Raw genomic sequence first — 26,181 nt, 5'->3', positions numbered from 1 at the left:
TACAAATAATACTAAAAACACATTGACATAACATAGCCGTCTTACTTTCGTAAAAACTAATTATGAAAAGGAAAAGAAAAATTCCGCTGGTGGTTATAAGTGACATCCACCTTGGCACATACGGATGCCATGCCAAAGAATTGTTGCAGTATTTAAAATCAATAAATCCACAAACATTGGTTTTAAATGGAGACATTATCGACATGTGGAGTTTTACCAAAAGTTATTTCCCCGCTGCTCACATGAATGTATTGCGACAAATTATAAAAATGTCCAACCTTGGTACTAGAGTCATATACATTACCGGAAATCATGACGAAGCGTTACGTAAATACTCTGACTTTATATTAGGTAATTTTGAATTGGTCGATAAACTTATTCTGGATTTAGACGGCAAAAAAACGTGGATTTTTCATGGAGATGTATTCGACTCTTCGACTCAAGGGTATGCCAAAATCCTCGCCAAACTAGGCGGAAAAGGATACGATTTATTGATTTTGATTAACAGTTTGATCAATTGGTTTTTGGAAATTTTAGGCAAAGAAAAAAGAAGCTACTCTAAAATGATTAAAGACAGTGTCAAGAAAGCAGTTTCCTTTATCTCGAATTTTGAAACTACTGCTGCCGAAATCGCCATCCAAAAAAAATACAGTTATGTAGTTTGCGGGCACATTCATAAACCCCAAATGAAGGAAATAGAAAACGAACACGGGAAAGTAATGTACCTGAACAGTGGCGACTGGATCGAAAATCTTACAGCATTAGAATATAAAAAACAAAAATGGAGTCTTTATCATTACAAAGCAGACCACTACAAAGACGCTGACTCCCATGAGGAAAAAATAGTGAACGACATTGTCAACAAAATCCTCTCTTAAAAAACCAAAACAATCAGTAATGAAAATATTTTACGCCATTCAGGCAACGGGTAACGGACACATCAGCAGAGCCGTACAACTATATCCTTATCTGCAAAAATTTGGTGAAGTTGATTTCTTCATGAGTGGCAACAATGCCAGTCTAGATGTCAATTTGCCTATAAAATTCAAAAGCGAAGGCTGTAGCTTGCATTACAGTAAATGTGGCGGTTTGAATTATTGGGATATTGCCAAAAACATTAAACCCAAACAAATCTATAAAGACGCCAATTCCTTACCGCTGAAAAACTACGATGTGGTCATCAATGATTTTGATTCGATTACGTCTTTGGCATGCAAATTGCAAAAAGTACATTCGATACAATTTGGACATCAAGCTAGTTTTATATCTCCTAAAACTCCAAGACCCGAGAAAAAGAATCTTATGGGCGAAATGATTCTCAAACATTATGCTCCTTCTCCAAAAAACATCGGCTTGCATTTTGACAAATACGATGATTTTATTTATCCTCCCATTATCAAAGATGAAATCGCAAATGCCGAACCGAAAAACAAAGGGCATATCACGGTTTATCTACCCTCTTTTCAACAGGATTGTTTAGAGCGAGCCTTCAACAAACTACCTAATTTATCTTTTCATTGGTTTTTGAATGGCATACAAACCAAACACACCATAAAAAACGTCACGTATTACCCTGTCAACCAAGAATACTTCAACAAAAGTCTCACAAACTGTGAAGGCATCATCACTGGAGGAGGATTTGAAACCCCAGCAGAAGCATTATATTTAAGAAAAAAAATACTCTCTATTCCTATTCGGAAGCATTATGAGCAAGAATGCAATGCGGCGGCTCTCAAAAAAATGGGCGTCCCGGTTCTTTATGATATTGGCGATGATTTTGATCTAATAATAGAAAACTGGCTCGATTCTCCTATAAAATACCCAAAGATACAGGCCAATAATATCCCAGAAACCTTGCAATTTTTATTTGACACTTATAATGATAAATAAAATATAGAACCCATTATTAAATTTGGTTCTACTACATAACTAGGTTTCATAAAACGTTTTAAAAAAATGAGCCACGAATTTCACGAATTTCACACGAATTTTTCTTTTATAATTTAAAGGAATTAGTGCGAATTAGTGAAATTCGTGGCGAAAAACTTTCACTTCATCATTCGTAGCAAAACCTTAAAGTTATTTATCCAAAATAAAAAAACCGTCTCACTAACGAAAATGAGACGGCTTTTTTTGTCTAAAAAAAACGCAATGCAGTAGAGACGCAATGCATTGCGTCTCTACCTATTTGATGATGGTCATTTCTTCAATAATGTTATGCGCTCCAGCATATTTATCAATAATCCAAAGTACATAGCGAATATCAAGATTGATCGTACGTTGTAGTTTTTTGTCAAAAATAACATCACCCGCCATAGCTTCGATATTACCATCAAAAGCCACACCGATTAATTCTCCTTTTCCATTCAATACTGGAGAACCTGAATTCCCACCAGTAATATCATTATCGGTTAAGAAATTCACTGGCATATACCCTGCTTTATCGGCATATTCTCCAAAATCTTGCGCTTTGTTTAATTCCAACAAACGAGCTGGTAAATCAAACTCGGCATCTCCTGCTTTATACTTTTTGACCATTCCTGTCATAGTTGTATAATTATTGATTTTGGCATCATTACGTTTGTCCGCTGGCAAAGCGCGTACTTTTCCGTACGTTAAACGCAAAGTAGAATTGGCATCTGGATACTGAATGGTATTCAATTTTGATTCTCTTAAACCTTCCACCAATTTGCGGTAAGCGATAGCGAAATCATCATCAGATTTTAATTGCTCAGGCGATTTAGCTCTGATCTTAGTCATCAAATCATTTGAGATTACATACAAAGGATCGGTCGCAATTGATTCTGCTTTTGGATCTTTCATAAAAGCCTCAACCGATTCTTTTGTTGCAAAAATACTGGCTGCAATTGCTTTATCGACATCGGCAGCAAAATTACCGTTATTGGCTGCTTTCATTGTAGCTATAACTGGAGCCAAACCATATTCTGATGCTTTGGCAGCATACAAATTCAATTGTGCTGTCAAAACATCTTTTTCTAAAGGAGCATAAAACTCTCCATAATAATTTTCGACTAAAGCATTTAATTTAGGAAGCATTTCAGTTCTTTTCGCTTCATTCTCTTTATAATACGCAATCAACGCGTTCCCTAATACCGAAGGACCAGCTCCATAAGAAGTCGTTCTCGCTAATTGAGAAAGGTAATTGTCATGACGCGATTTTAAATTTGTTTTTGCATAATAGTCATTTATGGTAGCAATCACATTTCCGTATTTTGCTTTATTCTCTGCTTTATTGGCCCAAGAATTAAATTTAGCTTCTTCTTTTGACTTTGCACTAGCGGTTTGCGCTTTAGTCAATGCATCAATCATCCCTTGACGGTTTTTCCAGTAATTGGCAGTAGAAGCGTATTTAGAAGCGTATTTCAAATTTACGGCTTCATCTTTGCTCATGTACTTCTTCATGTTATCCATTCCGGTTTTGGCACCTTCAACCCATGACGGATACCCATACCCAACATTTTGTGCTATTCCACCAGAAGGCATCCAACGGTTTGTTCTTCCTGGATATCCCAGAATCATTGCAAAATCATTTTCTTTTACCCCTTTTATACTAATTGGCAAATGGTGTTTCGGTTGTAAAGGCACATTGTCTTTAGAATATTCAGCCGGGTTTCCGTCTTTATCTGCATACACTCTAAACATAGAGAAATCTGCAGTATGACGAGGCCATTCCCAGTTATCGGTATCTCCACCAAATTTCCCAAGACTTTCTGTAGGTGTTCCTACTAAACGAACGTCTTTGTAATCTTGGTAAACAAAATAGTAATATTCATTTCCTTGAAAGAAAGGACGAACGGATACGGTGTATTTTCCACCTTCATTGTTTTCTTTTTCAATCAAAGCCATTTCTTGCTGAATCGCTTTATTGCGCTCTGCTTCGGTCATTTTATCATTTACTTTTGATAAAATCCTTTTAGAAACATCATCCATACGAACGAAGAAACGCACATATAATGATTTTGGTTTCAATTCAGCACTTCGGTCTTTGGCCCAGAAACCGTTTTTTAAATAGTTTTGTTCTTCTGTAGAAAGTTCTGCAATCGCATCATATCCACAGTGGTGATTGGTTAGTACCAAACCTTCTTTTGAAACGATTTCGGCTGTACAACCTCCATTGAATTGCACTACGGCATCCTTCAAGCTATGGTGATTGATACTGTAAATCTCTTCGGCTGTCAATTGCAAGCCCATTTTTTCCATATCCCTATGGTTCAATCTTTCTATAAACATTAAAAACCACATTCCTTCATCGGCTCTCACAGGAAAAGCCATTAGACACATGGTTAAAAATAAAATTACTTTTTTCATATTTTTGAATATTTTTTTAATGGCACGAATATAATCATTTTGACAACTTTACTAAAGCATTACGGCTATAAACATAATTAAACATATCTTTATTAACCAAAATTTAAGAATTGTCCAAAAACAAAAAAAGGTGCTCTATTGCTAGAACACCTTTTTGTTATAAAAAATATAAATTTTTAGTCATTCAACATTTTCCATAATTTATCTTTCAATTCAGTCAAACCTTGTTGGGCAACCGATGAGATAAACATATAAGGAACGTCTTTGAAAGCAACGTCTAATTCGGTTTTCAATTCTGCTTTCAATTCATCATCCAGCATATCGCATTTTGAAATCACCAACAAACGTTCTTTATCCAGCATTTCTGGATTGTATTTTGTCAACTCATTTACCAAAATATCATACTCTGCTTTGATATCCGGCGTATCTACAGGAACCAAGAATAATAAAGTCGAATTACGTTCGATATGACGCAAGAAATAGTGTCCTAATCCTTTTCCTTCGGCTGCACCTTCTATGATTCCAGGAATATCTGCAATTACAAAAGATTGAAAATCTCTGTAGGCTACAATTCCAAGATTTGGTTTTAAAGTCGTAAACGGATAATCGGCGATTTTTGGTTTTGCAGAAGTCAAAACAGACAATAGTGTTGATTTTCCTGCATTAGGAAAACCTACCAAACCTACATCTGCCAATACTTTAAGTTCCAAAATTACATCCATTTCTACACCTGGTAAACCTGGTTGTGAATATCTAGGTGTTTGATTGGTTGAGCTTCTAAAGTGCCAGTTTCCTAACCCTCCTTTTCCTCCACGGGAAAGAATTTGTTTCTCACCATCTTCGGTAATTTCAAAAAGAATTTCTCCTGTTTCTTTATCTTTAACCACAGTCCCCAGTGGAACTTCGATGAATTTATCATCTCCATCAGCACCAGTACTACGATCTCCTCCTCCATCACCACCGTGTCCTGCTTTGATATGGCGTGCAAATTTTAAGTGAAATAAAGTCCAAAGCCCTTTGTTCCCCACTAGATAAACATGTCCACCACGTCCACCATCACCACCGTCTGGACCTCCTTTTTCAATAAACTTTTCTCTATGCAAATGCGTAGATCCCTTTCCTCCTTTTCCTGAAGAAACATAAATTTTTACGTAATCTACAAAATTCCCTTCTGTCATTTTTCTAAGTATTCAGTCACAGTCACAGTTTTCAGTGCAAACTGCGACTGAAAACTGTGACTGAAAACTATTTCTATTTTTGCAATGATTTAACCATTACTTTATCAATCTTCACGCCATCCATATCGATGACCTCTAACTCAAATTTATGCCAAATCAACTTCTCCCCTTGTCTTGGGATACGAGATAATTCGGTCATGATTAATCCGCTTACCGTGGTTACTTCATAATCATTTATTAATTCATCCAACTCAAAATAGGTTAGAAAATCGTGTAGCGAATAATGTCCGTCTACCAACCAAGTTCCGTCTTCTCTTTCGACTAATTGAAAATCATCTTTATAAAAATCAGATGCATTCCCTACAAGTGCTTCAAGAATATCATTTAAAGTGATAATTCCTTGAAAAATCCCGTATTCATCTGAAACAAAAGCATAATGAATCCCTGTTTTTTTGAACTCTTCCAGTGCTTTATAGGCGGTGGTTTGTTCCATCATAAAAGGAGCCTCGGTCATAATATCGGCCAAATTGAAACTGTCGTTTTCAAAATGGGCAAATATATTTTTCAAGTTTACCACCCCAAGAATATCATCATAATTTTCTCCATAAACTGGATAAATAGAATGCAATTCTTTGAGCATAAATTCCTTCACTTTATTTTTATCTGCATGCAAAGGCAAAAACATAACCGATTTTCTATGGGTCATCAACGAATTGATTTTTCGATCTCCGATATGAAAAACTCGCTCTACTATATCTTGTTCTATTTCTTGTACTTCTCCGCCTTCAGTTCCTTCTTTGATAATGGCTTTAATTTCCTCCTCGGTTACTTTACCATCTGCGGTAGGTTTTATTTTCAGGACATCCAATAAAAAATCGGTCGAATGGGTCAGCATCCATATAAACGGAGCCGTAATTATCGAAACAATTTTCATGGGTAACGCCACGGCTTTTGCAATCGCTTCTGGATGGTTCAACCCAATTCTTTTAGGCAACAATTCTCCTAATACCAAAGAAAAAAATGTCAATATCACAACTACTATTCCAACGGCGACTGAATGCGCGAAAGGTTTTAATATTTCGAAACCCTGGACAAAAGTCTCCACATCTTTGGTGATTCTATCGCCACTGTAGATACCGGTAAGTATCCCAATAAGGGTTATTCCTATTTGTACCGTCGAAAGGAATTTATTTGGCGAATTGGCCAGATCTAAAGCTATTTGCGCACTTTTATTTCCTTTTTTTGCGGCGGTTTCCAATCTATTTTTCCTTGCCGAAATCAATGCGATTTCCGACATAGAGAAAACCCCATTTAAGAGTATTAGAAAAAATATTATGAGTATTTCCAATGGTTGTTTTTAAATTTTTACTATTATTTCTAAGCTTTTTATCCTTTCAAAATGTTTTTTATTCAGAGTCGCCAACTTTAAATTATTCGTCTGGGCTGTTGCTCCAATTAAAATATCAGGAATTTCAATAAGTTTATTGTCTTTTTTTAATTGTTTAAAAATTTCAACAGCCGTTTTATTGGCTTCTTTATCAAAAGGCAAAACTGTTATTCTATCAAAAAAAGCAACCCAAAATTCATCAGTTTCTGGTTTGCTTCCTATTAAGATTTCGTATTCTGTTATTACAGAAACTGCGAATAAATTATACTTTTTTGTCAACTCAAAGAAAAAAGATTTGCTTTTGTCTTTTTTTCTAAAGTAATCAATTAGTACAGAAGTATCTAAACAAATTAACTCTTCGCTCTCCATTGACTAAATGCCTTTCTATTTTCATTAAATTGTTCCAACTCTTTGTCAGACATGACAGGTCCTTTCAATAAAAATTCTTGAAAAGCCGAAATTTCTTGCTTTGCTTTTTTAGAAATAAAATCCTGATTGATAACCACTTGCAATTGTTTGATTTTACTTGCAGGCAATTGTTTAACCAAACCTAATATTTCATCATATCCAATTTTAACTGTTAAATCCATAATCAAAAAATTTAATCAAGTTGAGTATAGGAACACTATAAAGTTACAAATTATCTATAACTGCCGTAAGTCTTTCTGTAATTTCTTGAATAGATCCAATACCGTTTACAGCGTGAAACTTATTTTGAGCTTTATAGTACCCCATCAATGGAGCTGTTTTTTCGTTGTATTCTTGGTAACGATTTCTGATTTTATCTTCGTCTTGATCGTCAACTCTTCCGCTGGTTTTTCCTCTTTCCAATAATCTTTCTACCAAAACATTATCATCAGCTTCTAGCGCTACTGTTGCAGCTACACTTGAACCAATCGTTGGCAAAAATGCATCCAATGCCTCGGCTTGACTGATGGTTCTTGGATATCCGTCGAATAAAATTCCGTTTGTATCTGGATGTTTGTTTACCTCATCGATAAGCATTTTTGTAGTCAACTCATCTGGAACTAAATCTCCAGCATCCATATATACTCTTGCTTCTTTACCTAATGGAGTGTCATTTTTTAAATTATAACGAAAAACATCCCCAGTTGAAATGTGTGTTAATTTGTATTTTTCTTTTAAAAACTCAGCTTGAGTTCCTTTTCCTGCTCCTGGTTTTCCAAACAAAACTATATTGATCATTCCTTTTTTATATGTGGTTTTTACTATTTTTTATTCTTGTTTTTTTATTCCTTTAATTGATATACTTCGGGTAAGTTTCTGCCTAGACCATCGTAGTCCAATCCAAAACCTACTATGAATTTATTTGGAATTCTAATTCCAACATAATCAATCTTCAAATCTTTTTTGTACGCTTCTGGTTTGAAGAAAAGTGTTGCAATTTTAAAATGTTTTACATTTTGTTGTTTGAACAAATTTTTCAATTCTTCCAAAGTGTTTCCTGTATCGATAATATCCTCAATAACAATCACACTACGTCCTGTTAAATCTTGGTTTAACCCAATCAATTGCTTTACCGATTCTGTGGAAGATGTCCCTTCGTAAGACGCTAATTTGACAAAAGAAACTTCACAAGGTTTCTTATACAGTTTTAAAAAATCGGAAACCACCATAAAAGCACCATTTAAGACTCCAATAAAAATTGGTGTTTCGTCAAAAAAATCATCTTCTATTTGCGCAACCATTTTTTTGATGGCAAAATCAATTTCAGTAGCAGAAATAAACGGAACAAATTGTTTATCGTGTAGTTGTATCACAGTATATCGTTTTAAAATATTCTGCAAAGATAGGGATTTCACTTTTGACTATTGATAATTGATTTGTACTTTTAAAGCAAAAATACCGATGATGGTTACCGAATTCCAAAAAAAATTAGAATATGTAACGGGATATAGAGTCAACAGACAAAAATATGCTGATGAAGTACTTCACAATCCAGAACTTTTCCCCGAGTTGGTTCGACTGTGTTTTCAAGTTTTAGACAAAAATGCACCTAAAGCCTGTTGGATTTTAGAATTTGTATGTTACCAAAAATTGGAATGGCTACAAGATCATTTGGATTTTTTCTGTTCCCACATTAAAAATCAAAAAGACGAAAGCGCCATTCGACCTGTGGCCAAGGTTTGTCAGCTTTTGATACTTTCCCATTATAAGAAAAAAGAAATACAGCTTTCGCCAAAGCATCTAGACGAAATCATAGAATCCAATTTTGACTGGTTGATTAACGATACCAAAGTAGCTTCTAAAGCTTATGCGATGCGTACTTTGTACATTTTGGGACAACATTACGATTGGATACATCCCGAATTGAAAACTATAATCACCAAAGATTACCCCAACCATAGCTCTGCCTATAAAGCAGTGGCTAGAGAAGTTTTGAAGAAAATAAAATAGCATTTTCCTATTCGATTAGGAAAAAGTATCTTTGCATACTCAAGGCAATTTGCCGAACAGACAAAGTAAACACAATCACAATGAACTATTTTTCATCCCATTTCAAATTAGGCATACTCGGTGGTGGCCAATTAGGTAAAATGCTATTGTTTGATACCCGAAAATTTGACATTCAAACCTATGTACTCGATCCTAGTGACGAAGCGCCATGCAAAATCGCTTGTAATCACTTTTTTCAAGGCGACTTGATGGATTTTGAAACGGTTTACAATTTTGGAAAACAAGTAGATGTTTTGACTTTTGAAATTGAATTGGTTAATCTGGAAGCTCTGGAAAAATTGGAAAACGAAGGTCTAAAAGTATATCCTTCTCCAAAAACACTGAAATTAATTCAGAACAAAGGCATTCAGAAAGAATTTTATATAAAAAACAATATCCCAACAGCTCCTTTTAAGCGTTATGCATCATTAAAAGATTTAGTGGTTGATCTGGTAGATTCTAATATTCAACTTCCTTTTGTTTGGAAATGTACCGAATTTGGCTATGACGGAAACGGCGTAAAAGTGATCCGTCAAACGGCTGATTTAGAAAATTTACCCAATGTAGAATGTATTGCAGAAACGATGGTGCCTTTCAAAAATGAATTGGCTGTAATTGTTTGTCGCAATCCGCAGGGAGAAATAAAAACATATCCAGTGGTTGAAATGGAATTTCATCCAGAAGCCAATCAAGTGGAATACGTAATTTGTCCTGCTCGAATTGACGATAAAGTAGCCGAAAAAGCAAGAGCTATTGCCTTGAATGTTTCACAGCAATTCAATCACGTTGGTCTATTGGCAGTTGAAATGTTCCAGACCGAAGATGATGAAATCTTGGTAAACGAAGTGGCTCCTCGCCCGCACAATTCAGGACATTATTCTATTGAAGCCAGTTACACTTCACAATTTGAAAACCATTTGCGTGCGATTCTTGATTTGCCTTTGGGTAACACAGAGAGTAAAGTAGCTGGAATTATGGTCAATCTCTCGGGAGCAGAAGGCTTTTCTGGAGATGTCATTTACGAAAACATAGAAAAAATATTAGGCTGGAGTGGAGTGACACCGCATATTTACGGTAAAAAACAAACACGCCCTTTTAGAAAAATGGGACATGTAACAATTGTAAACGAAGACATAAACGAAGCGAGAAGAATTGCCGAGGATGTGAAGAATACGATACGAGTGATTAGTGGTCAGTAATTAGTGGTCAGTATTCAGTCGCAGTTTTCAAGTTTACAATAGCCGAATGTTAGCAAGTAAATCTTATGAAAAGAAAAACTAATCAAGAATTAAAGGAAAAACTAAAACACGAAAGCATTTTAGTAAGAGAGAGTTCAATGGAAGTCTTAAAAGAATTTGAAGCTATCGATACTCTTGTCAATGATTTGGATGAGGATTCAAAAAAACTATAATTCTGGTTAGATTTCTTATCAACCGCATAATCGAAGATTTTAGCTAAATTTGTAAAAATTCAATAAATGAAAATTTCAAAATTACACATAGACCAATATAGACATTTAGAAAATCTAACTTTTGACTTTACGTATCAAAGTGGTGAATTTAAAGGTCAGCCATTGGATAAAATATGCTTTATTGGACAAAGTGCAAGTGGGAAGACTGGTTTGTTGGAGTTGATTTATCAAGAATCTTGTAGATTGCAAAATGCAGTTAGATTTGAAGAGATAACAGAAAATAAAATACCAAACTATAACAACCCTGATAATATTTTATCTGGAATAATCAATTTTATATCCGACACTATAAATCGTACTTTCACAATAGGAAAAACGAATATTGAACCCGTATTTTATGAATTTCAAAAAAAAGAAAAACTTTCTAACTTTGAGACTGAACAACTACCTCCATTAAAAGAAAAAGAAAATGTTTTTTACTTCAAAGCCAATTTAATTTCTGACAATAACATAGATGTTTTTACAAAAAACCCAATTGATTTAATTGAAATATATCGAAAAAAAAACGAGGTCAACCTTGAAAATATTTTAGACAACAATTTTAATAATAGAAATGTCCTTTTTAACGATGATGTTAATCCTGAAATTTGGCTATTTCTTCTGAGTGAAATTTTGGAATACCGTAAAAATTTTACGCAAAAAATATCTGAATTAATTCACATTAAAGATGGCTCTGTTGATTTATCAAGTTTAGGTTCTGAAATTCAAAAATGGCAAAAAGAAAACCCAAACAAAGTAGAATTATTCGCCAAAAAATTCAATCCTCTTTTAGAAAAACTGTATTTAGAGGTAGATATAGTTAATACTGAATATCCAATCCCAATAAAAAATAAAAAAACAAATGGGATTATCCCAATCCAAAATACAAGTACAGGAACAAAAGGGTTGTTATTATCATTCCTACCATTATTCAAATTAGACACAAAAGATTCCATCATTTTGATTGACGAACCCGAACGTTCATTATATCCTGACATGCAAATGGACTTAATGGATCATTATCAAAATCTTGCTCCTGAGGCGCAGTTTATAGTTGCAACTCATTCACCATTTATTGCAGCATCTTTTGAACCAGACGAAAGGTTTATTTTATATTTTGATGAAGAAGGAAAAGTAGCCGTGCGAAGAGGAAGTTCTCCAATTGGCGATGACCCAAATGATATGCTTTATAACGATTTTGGCATCAATTACATCAATAAATTTGGTCAAGCAAAGTACAATGAATATTTAGAATTGAAGCAAAAAATATTTTTTGAGAAAGATGAAAAAATCAAAAAAGAATATGCCGAAAAACTAGAAAAAATTGGGGAGGAGTATAACTTTTAAAGTATGAAGAGAATAATTAAAACCTCCGATTCCGAAGTAATCCAAAAAAAAATTAGCTACAAAAAAGGAGCAAATAAAAAATTAAGCGCCATACTATTAAAAGAACAAAAAAACTTCTGTGCTTACACCGAAGAATACATTGGTATAAATGATGCTGTAGATATTGAACATTTCAATCCGAATCTAAAATATTTAGATACTGATTCTTATCAAAATTGGTTTATGGTAAAACACAAACCGAACAACTTAAAAAGAACCAATTGGATTGAACCTATATTACATCCAACTGAAGACGATTTCGAACAAAGATTAATTTATTCTGAAGGATATTTTTTCTACAATCCAGAAGATATTGCCACTAAAAACCTAATAGATTTGCTGAATCTTAACGATGAAATTTTTGTAAAAAACAGAAAGAAATATATCGAAAGAAGGAAAGATCGAATCAAAGAAAAAGACATTCCTAGTGAAGATTATTTTCAAGAAAAAATAAACTCCGAAATAGATTCTATAAAGTACCTAAGAGCAATTCAAGAAGAATTCAAAATAAACATTTGGGAAATGATCCCAGAACCAAAATAAATTAAAAAAACAATGAGCAAAGTAGCCATAATCATGGGAAGCATTTCAGACATGCCTGTAATGCAAGATGCCATAGACATTTTAAAAGGATTTGATATAGCTGTAGAAGTCGACATTGTATCGGCACACAGAACCCCAGAGAAATTATTCGATTTCAGTAAAAATGCCCATACTCGTGGCATTTCGGTGATTATTGCCGGAGCTGGAGGTGCTGCACATTTACCTGGAATGGTAGCTTCAATGTCTCCGTTACCGGTGATTGGTGTTCCCGTAAAATCAAGCAATTCTATTGATGGTTGGGATAGTGTACTATCAATTTTGCAAATGCCGGGTGGAGTTCCTGTAGCAACTGTCGCTTTAAACGGAGCAAAAAATGCCGGAATTCTTGCCGCTCAAATTATTGGTAGTTCCGACAAAAATGTTTTGGATAAAATCATATCCTATAAAGAAGGACTGAAAGAAGCGGTTTATAAATCTTCGGAAAACTTGAATAAATAAAAAAAGCTCCTATGACTAGGAGCTTTTTTTGATATTGTTAAACTCTAAACTTGGGGAAATTTAGGATTATCAATATTCTCTTCTTTTTATTTGGGACAAAAAGAGTTTATATTTTCGACTGTATTAATTCATCTGGGAATTAACTACTCGACAAAAGTACACAAATAGCCGATTAAATACATAGCGTTTGAAAACTTTAACAAATTTTTCTTGTTTTTATTTTCAAAACATAAAAACACAAAGCCATAATAACCAATTGTTTGAAACAAAATAGAGCCTATAATCATGAATATACTACTTCAAAAATTTGGCACCAAGCTAGATACTGCGCCATTTTCTAAAATAAAAAACGAAAATTACCTGCCTGCATTTCAAGAGGCGATTACTTTGGCTAAAGCCGAAATTGACGCTATTTCAAACAACGCGGAAAATCCTACTTTTGAAAATACAATTGAAACCTTATCTTTTAGCGGAGATACTTTAGACCGAATTTCGAGTATTTTCTTCAATTTAAACTCGGCTGAAACGAGTGACGAAATGCAAAAAATAGCTCAAGACGTTTCTCCTTTATTATCTGAATTTGGGAATGATGTTCGTTTGAATGCCGCCTTATTTGCCAAAGTAAAAACGGTTTACGACCAAAGAGATTCCTTGAACTTAAATCCCGAACAAACCACCCTTCTTGACAAACAATACAAGAGTTTTTCTAGAAACGGTGCTAACTTGAACGAAGACAAGAAAAACCAATTAAGAGAAATTGACAAAGAATTATCAAAATTGAGCTTGCAATTTGGCGAAAATGTTTTGGCCGAAACCAATGCTTTCGAATTGCTACTTACCGACGAAAAAGATTTAGCGGGTTTACCAGAAGGAACTATCGAAGCCGCTCGTTCTTTGGCGAAAGCCCAAGAAAAGGAAGGTTGGATTTTTACTTTAGACCATCCTAGTTATATTCCGTTTGTTACGTATGCTGACAATCGCGAATTGCGTAAAAAAATGGCTATTGCTTTTGGTGCCAGATGTTTCCAGAATAACGAATTTGACAATCAGGAAATTGTTTTAAAAATTGCCAAACTACGTTTCGAGAGAGCTAATCTTTTGGGATATAAAACTCATGCTCATTTTGTCCTTGAAGAACGTATGGCCGAAAGTCCTGAGAAAGTATTATCGTTCTCTACTGATTTATTGGCCAAGGCCAAACCTGCAGCGCAAAAAGAATTTGATCAATTATCGGCTTTCGCCGCTGCCTTAGACGGTATCGAACAGCTTGAAAAATGGGATGGCGCTTATTATTCAGAAAAATTGAAACAGCAATTGTTCAATTTGGATGATGAGAAACTGAAACCCTATTTTCAATTAGAAAAAGTATTGAATGGCGCTTTTACCATTGCTCAAAAATTATACGGATTGACATTTACCGAGATTTTCGACATTGATAAATACCATGAAGAAGTAACAACTTATGAGGTAAGAGCCGAAAACAACGAATTGGTTGCTGTTTTCTACGCCGATTTTTTTCCGAGAAAAGGGAAACGAAACGGTGCTTGGATGACTTCTTTCAAATCGCAATACATCAAAGACGGCAAGAACGAAAGACCACACATTTCGAATGTTTGCAACTTTACAAAACCTACCGAGACCAAACCATCTCTTTTGACTTTTAATGAAGTGACAACCTTGTTTCACGAATTTGGTCACGGTTTGCACGGCATGTTGGCCAATACAGTATATCCGAATCTTTCGGGAACATCAGTTTATTGGGATTTTGTAGAATTGCCAAGTCAGATTATGGAAAACTGGTGCTATGAACCTGAGGCTTTGGCTTTGTTTGCGCACCATTACAAAACTGGGGAAGTGATTCCGCAAGAATATGTGCAAAAAATAAAAGAGAGCGCGAGTTTTCAAGAAGGTTTGGCAACGATGCGTCAATTGAGTTTTGGATTGTTGGATATGGCTTGGCACGGACAAGACCCAACCAGTATTACCGACTTAAAAGCGTTCGAAACCGAACAATTTGCTGCTACCCAATTGTATCCAGATGTAGCCGAAAATGCTATGAGTACTGCCTTTTCACATATTTTTCAAGGGGGATATTCTTCTGGATATTACAGTTACAAATGGGCTGAAGTATTGGATGCCGATGCTTTTGATTATTTTCAAGAAAATGGTATTTTTAACAAAGAAATCGCCGAAAAATTCAAAGAAAATGTACTTTCAAAAGGAGGAACGGAACATCCTATGATTTTGTACAAACGTTTTAGAGGACAAGAACCAAAACCAGACGCTTTATTGAAAAGAGCGGGGTTGCTATAGCTTTATAAATTCAGATTTAAACCGAGGTAGTAATACTTCGGTTTTTTTATATCAAATTACGCCTCCTGTTCTTGCAATACTTCTACCAGCTCTACTGAACCAGAAGTTACTTCAGTGTATTTTATAATTTCGTTAACTTCTATCAACAATCCTTCTATATCAGTAACTTTTATAAACGAATCTCCTTTGCCATAAGGTTTCTCAAACATAATTGCAAAAGATCTTTTTTCGCATTCATACAAAACAAATCCCTCAGTACCTTGACGATCTCCAATTTCTTTTTCGGCTGAGAATTGTCTAGAATCCCCAGAACCAATAGAAAAAGGTTCTACGAGCCATTGTCCATAAGTCAGACCTTTCTTTTTTACATACATAATATGCTCTGTATGATTGTACACTGTTATTTCTATTTTTCTAGTCATAATAATGGAAATTTACCTGTTTTCTACTTTGTTTATAGCTATTCGAATTCCAGTCTCGTAACAAAGTGGCTTCTGTCTTTGCTTTTTTTGTTCTAAAAAACATCTTTACGAACAATAATTGAAATCTAATTTTACTCGATTTCATTTTCTACAACACGTAAAACTACGTGCTCTTTTATATTCTAAAGTAAAAAATGTAACTGAACTAAAAATAGTTGTCATGAAGGAAGTAAAATAATGCACGAAAACAACTGATAACCGCTTGAAAAAACAATACTGTAGAGGTTCACTCAAAAATGAATTTCCTTTTATTTTTTTATTGAATAATCTACATAGAAAGCTGGGTTTTTCGAAAATAAACTATCTCATCAAAACCATGCTTATAGCTATACATCTATGCTTTTCCTTTAAATTCAAAAAAAAAAATATCGGAGCGTATTTCTCCGATATTTTTTAAATGCTCATGCTTATTGTTTTACAAAACATCAAAACGATAGTTTACTGGTCTCTTACGATTACTTTTCAGCAATCCATCACGGCCTAAAATTTTAATTTGTATAGAATCATGGATATTCGATTTTAATATCCCATTTTCTAATTGCTCTTCCTTTACGGGCAGTTCAAAATGGGCTTTAACTTCTATATGCGTTTGGCAATTGGCACAATATTTAGAATTCCAACGGCTCAAAACCGCTTCGGTACCTATATTGCACTTTTTCGTATATTTCTGCATAGGCAGAGATTAAGAAAGACCCTCGAATTGGAGCTTTATTAATTTGAGACACTTGTATCACTTTGGTTTTGTAACCATCTGCAAGTGCTTCTAGAATTGTTTCTATAATTTATTTAAGTATTAAATTGATCGCTTCTTTGATTATTTAGTTTTAAAAACTAGCGGATTTAATTTTTCATAAATATGACTCAAATCACTTGGAGCCAGCCCATTATTTCCTGAATGACAATAAAAACAAGAACCATTTGTGTAAAAATCTTTTCCGTGTTGAAAATAGGTTTCCATAGTACTGTTCGCAAGTTGACTTGTACCAATGGCGACACCTTTGGTAGTATTCTGAGCAGAGTAAGACGCTCCGCTTGGTCCAAATCCGCCTTCAGTCCAAGTAGCACCTATTAGTATATAATTCTTGCGAACATCATTGCCCAAGAGCTTATTAATCACACTATTGTTTATAGAAATAATTTCGCTGTTCGATTCCGCGGCATTTTTGTTTCTTTGATTTGGCACTCCAGTTGGCGCAACACCCCAAGGCTTGGTTCTAAGTGTATTGCTAGGACTTACGGTAAATCTCAGAGTATCCTTTGTATCATTATCGTAATAAACGCTGACAAGATTTCCTGATTTATCCTTTATATGCGAGACATTAACAACAGTATCCTTTGCATCATTATTCAACAACCAATCATTGCCCCCATCTTGTTGTACTGTATCAATTTTGTTTTCTTTATTAACGTAAGTATAAGAAGCATTTGGTGCGTTTTTTAGATGTTCAAAAGTAGCCCAAATCATTTCTGGATGCCCCGCAACACTGCCTACCACATGCACCCCTATAAGTGCTAATTTTGCTATTCTTTCGCCATTCGGAGTCCATTTTTTTGGATTTATTGTATCATAAGTTGGAATTCTCGCATCAATAGTAATATAGTTAGACAAGTCTTTGATAGATGACGCTTCAACCCACGACATTTTGAGTTCAATGGCTAAGGCATCAGGGTTTTTTAGTGTTTTACCCTGTGCTTTAGCATAAGCAATAATAGCATTTCGTCCTATTGAATCTGTTGGAAATTGACTTCCATTAAGTTTTCCGTCTTTTGCTCCCGTAAGGAAATAAGCATACACATCGTTTACCATCGAAATATAATAAACCAAAGAACCGTTTACAGTCATGAGTGCATCTCCAGTGGCTTGCCCAGTTTCGGTATCTATAATGTCCCCATTTGAATCTAAAAAGACTGATTTTTTGCCCAGCTTAAATTCTTGCAGAATAAATTTGGTCTTGTATTTTCTTTTAAAAATGGGTTTAACTTTTCTTATTTCATTGCCTCTTTTGTCAAAAAACGAAATTCCTCCAGAAGCATTGGCCTTTAGGTGATCAAACTCAGTTTTTTGGCCAGTACTATTCAATACTAACATTTTCTCTGTTGTCTCCTCGGCAAGAGTTTCTACCTCGTACATTTGCCCCTTTTTATCAAAAATAATAGGCAATCGATTTGGTCCATTTTGGGTAATATGGCTCGACATATTAAGAAGTTCCCCTTTTTTGTGCGAAATCAATTCTCGTTGCCCGTTATTTTCTGGCGTAACTGTATAAAATTCTGGCGATTCCATGACAGTGCCTCCACTGCCATACTCGCCCGAGGAAGGAGAGGTTATCCAAAGGAACATTTGCTCAGACCATTTATAGAAATCACAATTATTATTGTGCGGAAAATCTACACTACTGGCTGGTTTTACCAAACCATTCTCGGATACTTTGCCCGTTGCAAACCAAGAATCAAACTCTGTTGGAGAGATAGTACAAGATTCTTTTACATCTTGAGGCAAATAGCTAGAGGCTGCAACTTCATTTTTCTTGCAGGCAAAAAATAAGCTTATAACAATTACTGCGGTAGTGATTGTTATTTTTTGGAATGATTTTTTCACTTTTAAATTGGTATTAAAATTATTAGATAGATTGAGAGCAATCAATGAAAAGAAAAAGCAACTCATCAAAAGCTGCTTTTTATTACAAACTGATATTCAAGAATATGCACTTATAAAAATAGATATAAAACTATACTCTTGGTTTTCACTTTTTAAATCCTTACTATGCCTGTTATGTATGGAGTACCAACTAACGGTCTGAAAATTTCAACTATAGCCTCCCAAATAACCTCAGAAGGTGGAACTTGAGCAGTACATTTAAAACGGTAATTAGTTCCAGCTACGACTTGAGTCGAAACTGCTGTTGGAGAATATTTTACTCCAACAAAACCTTTAAAAGCTTCGTCGAATACAAGTTTATCTTCTGTTGTTAGGTTACGATAAGGAGACCATCCTCCCACCATTTCTACATGATTTGTTTCGGTTTGATTTTGCATAATTTCAATAATTTGATAGTTTTTCTTACTCTTAAGGCTTTTCAGTTTCCTCCCCGTTTTTGAAATGGTTTCTGGACTCCATTTTTTTAGATCTAAAAAGAAAATTATTATTGAGAATACTAATGTAGAGTAGCCAATTTATCTTCTCTATTTCATTGCCTTTCCAAAGTAAAACTACATCCCATTTTGAGCTCTTACTTAAAAAATGAGACTGTCACGAAAATAGTTGTCACGAAAGAGATAAAACAATGTACAAGAGAGACTTATAAACAAAAAAAAGAGTCACAAGCAAAAAAGAATAAAAAACAATGAGTGTTTTTAATTACAGGACTTACCAATTTATTTTTGGTTATAGAATTGGGCTAAATCTATTTGTTTTTCTAGAAATATTGCCGAGTATGGTAGTTTTTAATATGTTTAGTTTAGAGAATATATTCGATTTCGAATTGATCCTTGATGCAACCAGAAGCCGAAATAATTTTTTTATACTCTATAACAAATATAGACAAAGTTTCAAATCATAAAAAAAGTAAGAAATATTACATTTTACTTTGTAATAATTTTAAATACGATACTTTTGCAAAAATAATAAAAGCCTCACATTTAATTTATCCAGCTATGAAAGCACATTTTAGTGAAACTCAAAATAAGGTAATCAACAAAATTTGGATTTTCGGAGTTGTACTTTTTTCCATCAGTATGATTCTGTATTTTATCGATATGTTTACTCCAAACACACCTTTTTTCAAACAGCTTTTTCGCACACTATTTTGGTTCTTTAATTCTTTGATTATTGCTTGGTATTTTTACAAAAACAAAAAAATACAAGTTGGGATGATTTTGCAAGCCTTGAGCATTCCGTGTTTTTTCAGGAATGACATTTCGTTTTTATTAGATTATCACTTTACATCAATTCTTTATAAATACATTTGGTACAAAAGTGATTACATCTACAAATTAGTACAATTTATTACTTTTATGTTGCCTTTTCTTTATTTTGTAAAACAATATTTCAAATTAGAAAACGCTCATTCTTCAAAAAAAACAAATTGGTTTTTCGCATTTTTAATTTCATTGGTTCTAATTAATGTTATTGATGTCGAGGTAGATGATATATTTCAATATTTTACTTTTTTAAACTTTAGCGAGCCTTACATTCAGGATATTTTGGTAACAATAATCGAGTTTATCAATACATTCAAAATTTTATTTATAGTGATTGGTTTTTTCTACATAACCAATAGATTTGGCGAAATTAAAAGCTTAATTAAACCTATCGAAGAGCAATTTATTGACAAAAGCTTCTTTAACTGGGGATTTATTATCAGTTTTTCGATTTTATTTCTAACCTTATTAAATTTAGGGCAATCTATATTTACGATTTCAGTTTATTCTCAAGAGTTTAACTTTTCAGAGATAAGCAAATTGGTGTCAAGTTATTTTTTATTATTCTACTCAGGCCGATTTTTGGGTAATTTAATTCAGTTTCGAGGATATTCCCTAAAAAAGTATTTCGGAATTTTAAATACATTAACTCTTGCTCCTCTTATAAACACAATACCGTTTTTGGTCTTGTTATTATCAAAAAAAACAGGCTATACCTTACAATATTTTGATAATTTAAAGAAGAACAAAAACCTTCATTTAACTATTTACTGCTTACTCATAACTGCTTTTTTGGTTTATGATTATTTTCAAAAGGAGGTCAAAGAGACCAATGATTTAATAAAAATTCCTATTTGTATTTTGGCTCAATTTTTAGTGGCTCGTTTCAAGATTTCGACAAAAATTGTTCCTTTTGCATTAGTCCTATTTTTATATTTTGAAAAGATAAAAGCCTTTTTTGATTTTACTGAAGGCTATCTATTTTTCTTCAAAGACAAAATACTATCATTTCTATGGCTATCCAGCTTTGCTATTTTCCTTGTTTATTATGTTATTTATTATGTTTTGCATAAGTGCTTTTATGTTGCTTATTCGAGCAGTAAAAACCAAGAAAAACTGATAGTAAACATTGAAAAATTTAATTAAACGCAAAATCAGAACTATGAAAATCAATATAACTATATACCCGAAATTTCTTTTTTTATTAATTTTAACTTACTCAATATCTAGCTGCAAAAGATATTCAAATGAAGAAACTGTAATGCCAATCGAAGAAAAAAATACCATCACAAAACTTGAAGTTCATACCATATTGAATTTGAAAGTTAATTTGGCAAACTACTCCGAGCCTAATAAATACAGTATTTCGATTCCAGACTACTATCAAGCAAACACCACCGAATATAACAAAGGCCAAATAGACTTAAAATATGGTAAATTAAATTGCGTTGCAAAGGAAAAAACAATAGTGGTCGAGCTAGAGTCAGCATTAACCGGATATACACATTTAGCAAAAGAAGAAGTGTCAATTATAAAAGAAAGCAACCCTAATTTATTAACAGTTGAGGACATCAAAAAAGATTTAAAAACGAATGATTCCCAGCAAGAGCCTATTTATTACGAAGATGCCAATAGCATTATTTATGGCGAAGAAATTCAAGTAATTTGTTTCGGATATGATTCAGTTTTAAAAAGCTATTTGGTTTATCAAGCCGAAATAACTGGTTATGGAGAAGATTTAACACCAAAAGAAAGACTGAATTTAGCTATACACATGCTGAAAAATGGAAAAAATATATTTAAAAAAGAGTATAAAAACACCCCCTTTAATTCCTGGGAACAATATGTTGCTAATACCTCAACCGCAGAAATAAACTTTATAACAAAACCTTATAGTAACATCAATAAAGAAATAAAAGCTTTTTTAAACTGTAATGAAAATGTTAGCATTCCAAACTCTAGCGCCAATTTATATAGAGTAAATCTGGCTATGAATGAAACGTATCTTAATTTTTTGGATGCAATTAAGTCTAAAAACGTAATCAACTTTAATTTGCCCGATGCTATTCATGAAAATTTTGAAAGTACTTTTTTTGACTATGAAACAAACAACAAATACACTTTAAATCAAATAGAAAATGTTGATGTTGTAAAAATTAGCAGTGCAGAATATGAAACCGAGAGTGCTAAATTAATTTGCCATATTGAGTACCAAGGCAAAAATTTTTATATCATATCTAAAGATGTTTCGCAATTTACAAAAGACTTTTATATAAAAATGTTCAACTATTACTCGAAAAATAAAACTTTAGGTATTCCGTCTTAAAAAAATTAAAATATGAAAATTACAATTAAAAGCATACTGCTTATCCTTCCTATACTTATTTTTGGATGTCAATCCTTGGGTGAAGATTTAGCAGAAATACCATTGAGTGATCAGAACATTACATCCTCAAATGAAATTGAACTTAAAAAAGGCGAAAAAATAGCCATTTGGACAAAATGCAATATTCCAAACGCAGTACCCAATTTTAAAATTAAATACCTAATCGAAGAAAATGACAAACAAATTGAGTTTGATAGTTTGTTCCCTATATCGGAGCATATCATCAATTCAGAAGCAAGCGAAGAAGATGTTGTTGAAAAGAATTTTGATGATAAAGATACCTTAATTCACAAAGAAAATTTTCAATTCGAATTAAAAAACAAAGAGTTCATTGCGCCAAAAGACGGAAAATACACTTTTGATTTCAAACTAAGTAGTAAATCCGAATCGTTTTTTGATAGTGGTTTTTCGATTATTCTAAGAAAGCAATAAGCTTAGTACCTTTTAATCTTTTTCCCTAAAAAAAGGTTTATTTCGAAAGAAATCCTAAATTACAAAATACTTGTAACCTATAGAGTCCGAAGTAGAAATATTTCGGGTTTCATTTTAAAAACAAACTTTCATTTATTTTTGAAACTTTAAAAACTTTTATTTACATTTGTACTATGCTAATGAGTATTTTTATTCAAATTACATTTGACCATTAAAAAAACAACAAAAATGAATCACAAAGAAGCAAAAAATAAGTTTGTACAAACTTGGGGCGCATTAGGCTCGCAATGGGGCATTAACAAAACCATGGCACAAATTCACGCTTTGTTAATGGTTTCTGCCGAAGCTGTTTCTATGGAAGATGTTATGGAAGAATTGCAAATCTCCCGAGGAAATGCCAGTATGAATTTACGAGCGTTGATGGATTGGGGAATTGTATATAAAGAATACAAAGCTGGCGAACGAAGAGAATTTTTTACAGCCGAAAAAGATTTAGACGAATTAGCCTCCAAAATTGCCAGAGAAAGAAGCAAACGTGAAATCAAACCTGCTCTTAAAATCCTAAAAGAAGTCTCGACCATAACTGTTAACGACACTATCGAAGAAAAACATTTTGTAAATCAAACGACCAAATTGTACGATTTTGTTTTGAAAGCTGATAATATGCTGGATAAAATGACGGAATTCAACGAAAACTGGCTGGGTAGATTGGTTTTAAAAATAATGAAATAGTTTTAAACAAATGAAAAATAAAACGATTAAAAACTATTCAATGAGACCAATAAAATCAAATAACAAAGAACGAAATAAATAAGAATAAAAAAATTTAATTAAAACTTTCATTTTTTTCTGAAAGTTCAAAATGTAAAAAATAAAACTATGAGCTTCTTAACCGCAAATTGGAACAATCTAGCCTTAATCAACTACGAAATCGATGCTAAAATACTAGAAGAATACCTCCCAAACGGAACCGAAATTGATTATTGGGATAACAAATGTTATGTAAGCTTAGTCGGTTTTATGTTTAACAACACTAAAGTATTGGGCATGAAAATCCCCTTTCACATCAACTTTGAAGAAGTAAATCTTAGGTTTTATGTCAAACGCTTTGAAAACGGAGAATGGAAGTGTGGTGTTGTTTTCATTAGAGAAATCGTTCCTAAAGCAGCGATTACTTTTATTGCAAACTCCTTGTACAAGGAACATTATCAAACCAATAAAATGAAACATTCTATCACTAAAAATGATACCTCAACAACATTTGTTTACCAATGGAAAAATGACAATAAGTGGAATTCTATTCAATTAGAAACAAAACCGAATCAAACAGAAATTGAATTAAACTCAGAAGCCGAATTCATAACAGAACATTATTTTGGCTATACCAAATATGACGAAAACACCACTTTTGAATACGAAGTTACGCATCCTCGTTGGCTACAATTAAACGTAATTGACTATAAAACTGATGTGGATTTTAAGAATAATTATGGCGATGCATTTGCAATTCTTCAAGACGCAAAACCAATTTCAGCATTCTTGGCATTAGGTTCAAAAATCACGGTTGAAAACAAAAAAACTATAAAATGAAATCGCCATGACAAAAGCTGTCACAAACACCGATGAAGATCTGGCGATACCATATTCCAACAAAAACAATATTATCTACATATGAAAACACTTGAAAACCAAACCCTATTATACGATGAAGATTGTCCTCTTTGTCGGGTTTATACTTCTGGCTTTATAGCCGCTGGAATGTTGGACAAAAACGGAAAGAAACCTTATTGTCAATTAAGCGATGAAGAACAACAATTTATAAATGTAAAGCGTGCTTCAAACGAAATTGCACTGATTGACAACAAAAATAAAAGCGTGATTTACGGAATTGATAGTTTACTAAAAATCATTGGGTATTCCTTTCCTTGGATGGAGAAAGTTGGGAATATAAAACCAATAAAATTTGTACTAAAAAAAGGCTATTCTTTCATTTCATACAATAGAAAAGTAATCATTCCGAGCAAAATCAAGAACGAAGTTAAGTTGCAATGTGTTCCTGATTTTAGTTATAAATACCGATTGATTTTTATTGGATTTGCAACCCTAATTACCATATTGGTTTTATATAATTTTTCAAATCTAATTAGACTTTTACCAAAATCTACAATTATTAGAGAATTAATTCTTGCAACGGGACAAATAGTTTTTCAGGGCTTATTTTTGATGAAATTTGATCCGAAAATAATTCTAAATTACATCGGAAACTTAATGACCGTTTCATTGACAGGTTCTTTATTGCTTATTCCAATTCTGATTGTAAATTCAATTTTTAATATCCCAGAATCAATTACTTTAACTTGGTTTGGCATAACCGTTTTACTAATGTTAATCGAACATTCAAGAAGAATTAAAATTTTAGAATTGCCGTTCTACTTATCAATCACTTGGATCATTTATAGAATTATTGCCTTATTATTTATTTTAAATTTATACTAATGCAAAAATTAATCATCTCAGCAGGAACAGGATTCTTGGGTCAAGTTCTACTTCATCACTTCAAAGATAAATTTAAAGAAATTGTAATTCTTACTAGAGGAAAATCTAAAACTGTAGACACTATAAAGTATATAAATTGGGACGCCAAAACCTTTTCAGGTTGGGAAAACGAATTGGAAAATGCCACAGTATTAATCAATCTTGCAGGTAAATCTGTAGATTGCCGCTATACAACAGCAAACAAAAAAGAAATTTACTCCTCCAGAATTGATAGTACCACAATATTGAATCAAGCGGTTTTAAATTGCAAAAAACCACCCAAACATTGGCTAAACTCATCAACTTCTACCATTTACAGACATTCTGAAGACAAACAAATGGATGAAACTGATGGAGAAATTGGAGATGACTTTTCTATGAATATTGCAAAGTCTTGGGAGAAAGCTTTCTTTGAAACAGAAACTCCAAATACTTTGAAAACCACTTTACGAACATCAATTGTTTTGGGTAAAAATGGAGGAGCATTTGTTCCTATAAAAACCTTAGCAAAAATAGGTTTCGGAGGAAAGCAAGGGCAAGGAAATCAATTCATAAGTTGGATACACGAGAAAGACTTTGCTCGATCCATTGAATTTATTATCCAAAAAGAGTTGATTGGTGTTGTAAATATAGTTTCTCCAAAACCTATTAGCAATAATGACTTTATGAAAAAGCTACAAAAAGAAATTGGTCTTTCATTTGGCATTCCAATTCATAAACTCTTATTAGAAATTGGTGCCTTTTTCATTAGAACACAACCCGAACTGGTCCTAAAAAGCAGGAATGTTATTCCCCGAAGACTTGAAGAAAACGGTTTTGAGTTTGAATTTGACACTTTAGAAAAAGCATTCCAAAATTTATTAAAAAAATGACAACCATAAACT

27 protein-coding genes are annotated in these 26,181 nt (G+C 33.3%); 16 read left to right on the top strand and 11 right to left on the bottom strand.

Annotated elements, in window-relative coordinates; all coding sequences use genetic code 11:
* Nucleotides 1-62 precede the first annotated feature (62 nt).
* Together FNW52_RS10990 and FNW52_RS10985 are read left to right on the top strand one after the other, a co-directional pair.
* The gene (locus FNW52_RS10990) at nt 63-878 is read left to right on the top strand and encodes a UDP-2,3-diacylglucosamine diphosphatase (RefSeq protein ID WP_143377516.1); all 816 of its coding nucleotides are present in this window, start codon (nt 63-65) and stop codon (nt 876-878) included.
* A gap of 19 nt (nt 879-897) precedes the next feature.
* The gene (locus tag FNW52_RS10985; protein ID WP_143377515.1) at nt 898-1,890 is read left to right on the top strand and encodes a glycosyltransferase family protein; all 993 of its coding nucleotides are present in this window, start codon (nt 898-900) and stop codon (nt 1,888-1,890) included.
* Nucleotides 1,891-2,184: 294 nt separating this feature from the next.
* On the opposite strand, the gene FNW52_RS10980 is transcribed toward FNW52_RS10985, so the two are convergent.
* The 7 genes from FNW52_RS10980 to hpt all read right to left on the bottom strand — a co-directional run bounded on the left by FNW52_RS10980 (nt 2,185) and on the right by hpt (nt 8,675).
* Nucleotides 2,185-4,329 (bottom strand): S46 family peptidase, encoded by a 2,145-nt coding sequence (locus FNW52_RS10980; RefSeq protein ID WP_143377514.1) that lies wholly within the window; start codon nt 4,327-4,329, stop codon nt 2,185-2,187.
* Nucleotides 4,330-4,505: 176 nt separating this feature from the next.
* The gene (gene obgE / locus FNW52_RS10975) at nt 4,506-5,507 is read right to left on the bottom strand and encodes a GTPase ObgE (protein WP_143377513.1); all 1,002 of its coding nucleotides are present in this window, start codon (nt 5,505-5,507) and stop codon (nt 4,506-4,508) included.
* Nucleotides 5,508-5,580: 73 nt separating this feature from the next.
* Nucleotides 5,581-6,855: a hemolysin family protein gene (locus FNW52_RS10970; RefSeq protein WP_143377512.1), complete on the bottom strand. Its 1,275-nt coding sequence runs from the start codon at nt 6,853-6,855 to the stop codon at nt 5,581-5,583.
* A 9-nt stretch (nt 6,856-6,864) separates the two neighbouring features.
* Nucleotides 6,865-7,263 (bottom strand): type II toxin-antitoxin system VapC family toxin, encoded by a 399-nt coding sequence (locus tag FNW52_RS10965; protein ID WP_143377511.1) that lies wholly within the window; start codon nt 7,261-7,263, stop codon nt 6,865-6,867.
* Entirely contained in the window at nt 7,245-7,484 is a 240-nt protein-coding gene (locus FNW52_RS10960; protein WP_143377510.1) for a hypothetical protein, read from the bottom strand. Before FNW52_RS10960 ends, FNW52_RS10965 begins: the two co-directional genes overlap by 19 nt.
* A 43-nt stretch (nt 7,485-7,527) precedes the next feature.
* Nucleotides 7,528-8,100 (bottom strand): adenylate kinase, encoded by a 573-nt coding sequence (locus tag FNW52_RS10955; RefSeq protein ID WP_143377509.1) that lies wholly within the window; start codon nt 8,098-8,100, stop codon nt 7,528-7,530.
* Nucleotides 8,101-8,144: 44 nt separating this feature from the next.
* Entirely contained in the window at nt 8,145-8,675 is a 531-nt protein-coding gene (gene hpt / locus FNW52_RS10950; RefSeq protein WP_143377508.1) for a hypoxanthine phosphoribosyltransferase, read from the bottom strand.
* Between the two features lie 88 nt (nt 8,676-8,763).
* Between hpt and FNW52_RS10945 the strand changes: the two genes are divergently transcribed.
* From FNW52_RS10945 to FNW52_RS10920, 7 genes are all read left to right on the top strand, one after another.
* Nucleotides 8,764-9,312 carry a hypothetical protein gene (locus FNW52_RS10945; protein ID WP_255515569.1) on the top strand — a complete coding sequence of 183 codons (549 nt, stop codon included), beginning with the start codon at nt 8,764-8,766 and terminating at the stop codon, nt 9,310-9,312.
* Between the two features lie 80 nt (nt 9,313-9,392).
* Nucleotides 9,393-10,550, top strand: coding sequence for a 5-(carboxyamino)imidazole ribonucleotide synthase (locus tag FNW52_RS10940; protein ID WP_143377507.1), 1,158 nt, complete (start codon nt 9,393-9,395; stop codon nt 10,548-10,550).
* A gap of 65 nt (nt 10,551-10,615) precedes the next feature.
* Complete coding sequence (locus FNW52_RS20745) at nt 10,616-10,762, top strand: hypothetical protein (RefSeq protein ID WP_185965962.1); 147 nt, start codon at nt 10,616-10,618, stop codon at nt 10,760-10,762.
* A gap of 66 nt (nt 10,763-10,828) precedes the next feature.
* A complete protein-coding gene (locus tag FNW52_RS10935; RefSeq protein ID WP_143377506.1) occupies nt 10,829-12,148 on the top strand; it encodes an ATP-binding protein in 1,320 nt (439 codons plus the stop codon).
* 3 nt (nt 12,149-12,151) lie between these two features.
* Nucleotides 12,152-12,730 carry an HNH endonuclease domain-containing protein gene (locus FNW52_RS10930; protein WP_143377505.1) on the top strand — a complete coding sequence of 193 codons (579 nt, stop codon included), beginning with the start codon at nt 12,152-12,154 and terminating at the stop codon, nt 12,728-12,730.
* 12 nt (nt 12,731-12,742) lie between these two features.
* Complete coding sequence (gene purE, locus FNW52_RS10925) at nt 12,743-13,228, top strand: 5-(carboxyamino)imidazole ribonucleotide mutase (RefSeq protein ID WP_143377504.1); 486 nt, start codon at nt 12,743-12,745, stop codon at nt 13,226-13,228.
* Nucleotides 13,229-13,513: 285 nt separating this feature from the next.
* Nucleotides 13,514-15,541 (top strand): M3 family metallopeptidase, encoded by a 2,028-nt coding sequence (locus FNW52_RS10920; RefSeq protein WP_143377503.1) that lies wholly within the window; start codon nt 13,514-13,516, stop codon nt 15,539-15,541.
* Nucleotides 15,542-15,597: 56 nt separating this feature from the next.
* Here the strand turns inward: FNW52_RS10920 and FNW52_RS10915 are convergent, their stop codons facing one another.
* The 4 genes from FNW52_RS10915 to FNW52_RS10900 all read right to left on the bottom strand — a co-directional run bounded on the left by FNW52_RS10915 (nt 15,598) and on the right by FNW52_RS10900 (nt 19,059).
* Complete coding sequence (locus tag FNW52_RS10915; protein ID WP_143377502.1) at nt 15,598-15,963, bottom strand: hypothetical protein; 366 nt, start codon at nt 15,961-15,963, stop codon at nt 15,598-15,600.
* A 475-nt stretch (nt 15,964-16,438) separates the two neighbouring features.
* Nucleotides 16,439-16,696 (bottom strand): hypothetical protein, encoded by a 258-nt coding sequence (locus FNW52_RS10910; RefSeq protein ID WP_143377501.1) that lies wholly within the window; start codon nt 16,694-16,696, stop codon nt 16,439-16,441.
* Between the two features lie 141 nt (nt 16,697-16,837).
* The gene (locus FNW52_RS10905; protein ID WP_143377500.1) at nt 16,838-18,622 is read right to left on the bottom strand and encodes a hypothetical protein; all 1,785 of its coding nucleotides are present in this window, start codon (nt 18,620-18,622) and stop codon (nt 16,838-16,840) included.
* A gap of 152 nt (nt 18,623-18,774) precedes the next feature.
* Nucleotides 18,775-19,059: a hypothetical protein gene (locus tag FNW52_RS10900; RefSeq protein WP_221933394.1), complete on the bottom strand. Its 285-nt coding sequence runs from the start codon at nt 19,057-19,059 to the stop codon at nt 18,775-18,777.
* A gap of 618 nt (nt 19,060-19,677) precedes the next feature.
* Between FNW52_RS10900 and FNW52_RS10895 the strand changes: the two genes are divergently transcribed.
* The 7 genes from FNW52_RS10895 to FNW52_RS10865 all read left to right on the top strand — a co-directional run bounded on the left by FNW52_RS10895 (nt 19,678) and on the right by FNW52_RS10865 (nt 26,169).
* Nucleotides 19,678-21,090 (top strand): hypothetical protein, encoded by a 1,413-nt coding sequence (locus FNW52_RS10895; protein ID WP_143377499.1) that lies wholly within the window; start codon nt 19,678-19,680, stop codon nt 21,088-21,090.
* Between the two features lie 115 nt (nt 21,091-21,205).
* Complete coding sequence (locus FNW52_RS10890) at nt 21,206-22,270, top strand: hypothetical protein (RefSeq protein ID WP_143377498.1); 1,065 nt, start codon at nt 21,206-21,208, stop codon at nt 22,268-22,270.
* 12 nt (nt 22,271-22,282) lie between these two features.
* Nucleotides 22,283-22,762 (top strand): hypothetical protein, encoded by a 480-nt coding sequence (locus FNW52_RS10885; RefSeq protein ID WP_143377497.1) that lies wholly within the window; start codon nt 22,283-22,285, stop codon nt 22,760-22,762.
* A 228-nt stretch (nt 22,763-22,990) separates the two neighbouring features.
* Nucleotides 22,991-23,494 (top strand): GbsR/MarR family transcriptional regulator, encoded by a 504-nt coding sequence (locus FNW52_RS10880; protein ID WP_143377496.1) that lies wholly within the window; start codon nt 22,991-22,993, stop codon nt 23,492-23,494.
* A gap of 147 nt (nt 23,495-23,641) precedes the next feature.
* Complete coding sequence (locus FNW52_RS10875; protein ID WP_143377495.1) at nt 23,642-24,352, top strand: YqjF family protein; 711 nt, start codon at nt 23,642-23,644, stop codon at nt 24,350-24,352.
* 81 nt (nt 24,353-24,433) lie between these two features.
* Nucleotides 24,434-25,258, top strand: coding sequence for a hypothetical protein (locus tag FNW52_RS10870; RefSeq protein ID WP_143377494.1), 825 nt, complete (start codon nt 24,434-24,436; stop codon nt 25,256-25,258).
* Entirely contained in the window at nt 25,258-26,169 is a 912-nt protein-coding gene (locus FNW52_RS10865) for a TIGR01777 family oxidoreductase (RefSeq protein ID WP_143377493.1), read from the top strand. Before FNW52_RS10870 ends, FNW52_RS10865 begins: the two co-directional genes overlap by 1 nt.
* Nucleotides 26,170-26,181 lie beyond the last annotated feature (12 nt).

Origin of the sequence: Flavobacterium sp. ZT3R18 (assembly GCF_007097385.1) — a bacterium.
GTDB lineage: Bacteria > Bacteroidota > Bacteroidia > Flavobacteriales > Flavobacteriaceae > Flavobacterium.
Note: the sequence above shows the minus strand (reverse complement) of the source record. Positions and strands in the feature narration are given on the sequence as shown.

Excerpts from the sequence above, each read along its gene's own strand:
- FNW52_RS10990 (WP_143377516.1), top strand. The coding sequence starts at position 63 with ATGAAAAGGAAAAGAAAAATTCCGCTGGTGGTTATAAGTGACATCCAC.
- FNW52_RS10985 (WP_143377515.1), top strand. The coding sequence starts at position 898 with ATGAAAATATTTTACGCCATTCAGGCAACGGGTAACGGACACATCAGC.
- FNW52_RS10980 (WP_143377514.1), bottom strand. The coding sequence starts at position 4,329 with ATGAAAAAAGTAATTTTATTTTTAACCATGTGTCTAATGGCTTTTCCT.
- obgE (WP_143377513.1), bottom strand. The coding sequence starts at position 5,507 with ATGACAGAAGGGAATTTTGTAGATTACGTAAAAATTTATGTTTCTTCA.
- FNW52_RS10965 (WP_143377511.1), bottom strand. The coding sequence starts at position 7,263 with ATGGAGAGCGAAGAGTTAATTTGTTTAGATACTTCTGTACTAATTGAT.
- FNW52_RS10960 (WP_143377510.1), bottom strand. The coding sequence starts at position 7,484 with ATGGATTTAACAGTTAAAATTGGATATGATGAAATATTAGGTTTGGTT.
- FNW52_RS10955 (WP_143377509.1), bottom strand. The coding sequence starts at position 8,100 with ATGATCAATATAGTTTTGTTTGGAAAACCAGGAGCAGGAAAAGGAACT.
- FNW52_RS10945 (WP_255515569.1), top strand. The coding sequence starts at position 8,764 with ATGATGGTTACCGAATTCCAAAAAAAATTAGAATATGTAACGGGATAT.
- FNW52_RS10940 (WP_143377507.1), top strand. The coding sequence starts at position 9,393 with ATGAACTATTTTTCATCCCATTTCAAATTAGGCATACTCGGTGGTGGC.
- FNW52_RS20745 (WP_185965962.1), top strand. The coding sequence starts at position 10,616 with ATGAAAAGAAAAACTAATCAAGAATTAAAGGAAAAACTAAAACACGAA.
- FNW52_RS10935 (WP_143377506.1), top strand. The coding sequence starts at position 10,829 with ATGAAAATTTCAAAATTACACATAGACCAATATAGACATTTAGAAAAT.
- FNW52_RS10930 (WP_143377505.1), top strand. The coding sequence starts at position 12,152 with ATGAAGAGAATAATTAAAACCTCCGATTCCGAAGTAATCCAAAAAAAA.
- purE (WP_143377504.1), top strand. The coding sequence starts at position 12,743 with ATGAGCAAAGTAGCCATAATCATGGGAAGCATTTCAGACATGCCTGTA.
- FNW52_RS10920 (WP_143377503.1), top strand. The coding sequence starts at position 13,514 with ATGAATATACTACTTCAAAAATTTGGCACCAAGCTAGATACTGCGCCA.
- FNW52_RS10915 (WP_143377502.1), bottom strand. The coding sequence starts at position 15,963 with ATGACTAGAAAAATAGAAATAACAGTGTACAATCATACAGAGCATATT.
- FNW52_RS10910 (WP_143377501.1), bottom strand. The coding sequence starts at position 16,696 with ATGCAGAAATATACGAAAAAGTGCAATATAGGTACCGAAGCGGTTTTG.
- FNW52_RS10900 (WP_221933394.1), bottom strand. The coding sequence starts at position 19,059 with ATGCAAAATCAAACCGAAACAAATCATGTAGAAATGGTGGGAGGATGG.
- FNW52_RS10895 (WP_143377499.1), top strand. The coding sequence starts at position 19,678 with ATGAAAGCACATTTTAGTGAAACTCAAAATAAGGTAATCAACAAAATT.
- FNW52_RS10890 (WP_143377498.1), top strand. The coding sequence starts at position 21,206 with ATGCCAATCGAAGAAAAAAATACCATCACAAAACTTGAAGTTCATACC.
- FNW52_RS10885 (WP_143377497.1), top strand. The coding sequence starts at position 22,283 with ATGAAAATTACAATTAAAAGCATACTGCTTATCCTTCCTATACTTATT.
- FNW52_RS10880 (WP_143377496.1), top strand. The coding sequence starts at position 22,991 with ATGAATCACAAAGAAGCAAAAAATAAGTTTGTACAAACTTGGGGCGCA.
- FNW52_RS10875 (WP_143377495.1), top strand. The coding sequence starts at position 23,642 with ATGAGCTTCTTAACCGCAAATTGGAACAATCTAGCCTTAATCAACTAC.
- FNW52_RS10870 (WP_143377494.1), top strand. The coding sequence starts at position 24,434 with ATGAAAACACTTGAAAACCAAACCCTATTATACGATGAAGATTGTCCT.
- FNW52_RS10865 (WP_143377493.1), top strand. The coding sequence starts at position 25,258 with ATGCAAAAATTAATCATCTCAGCAGGAACAGGATTCTTGGGTCAAGTT.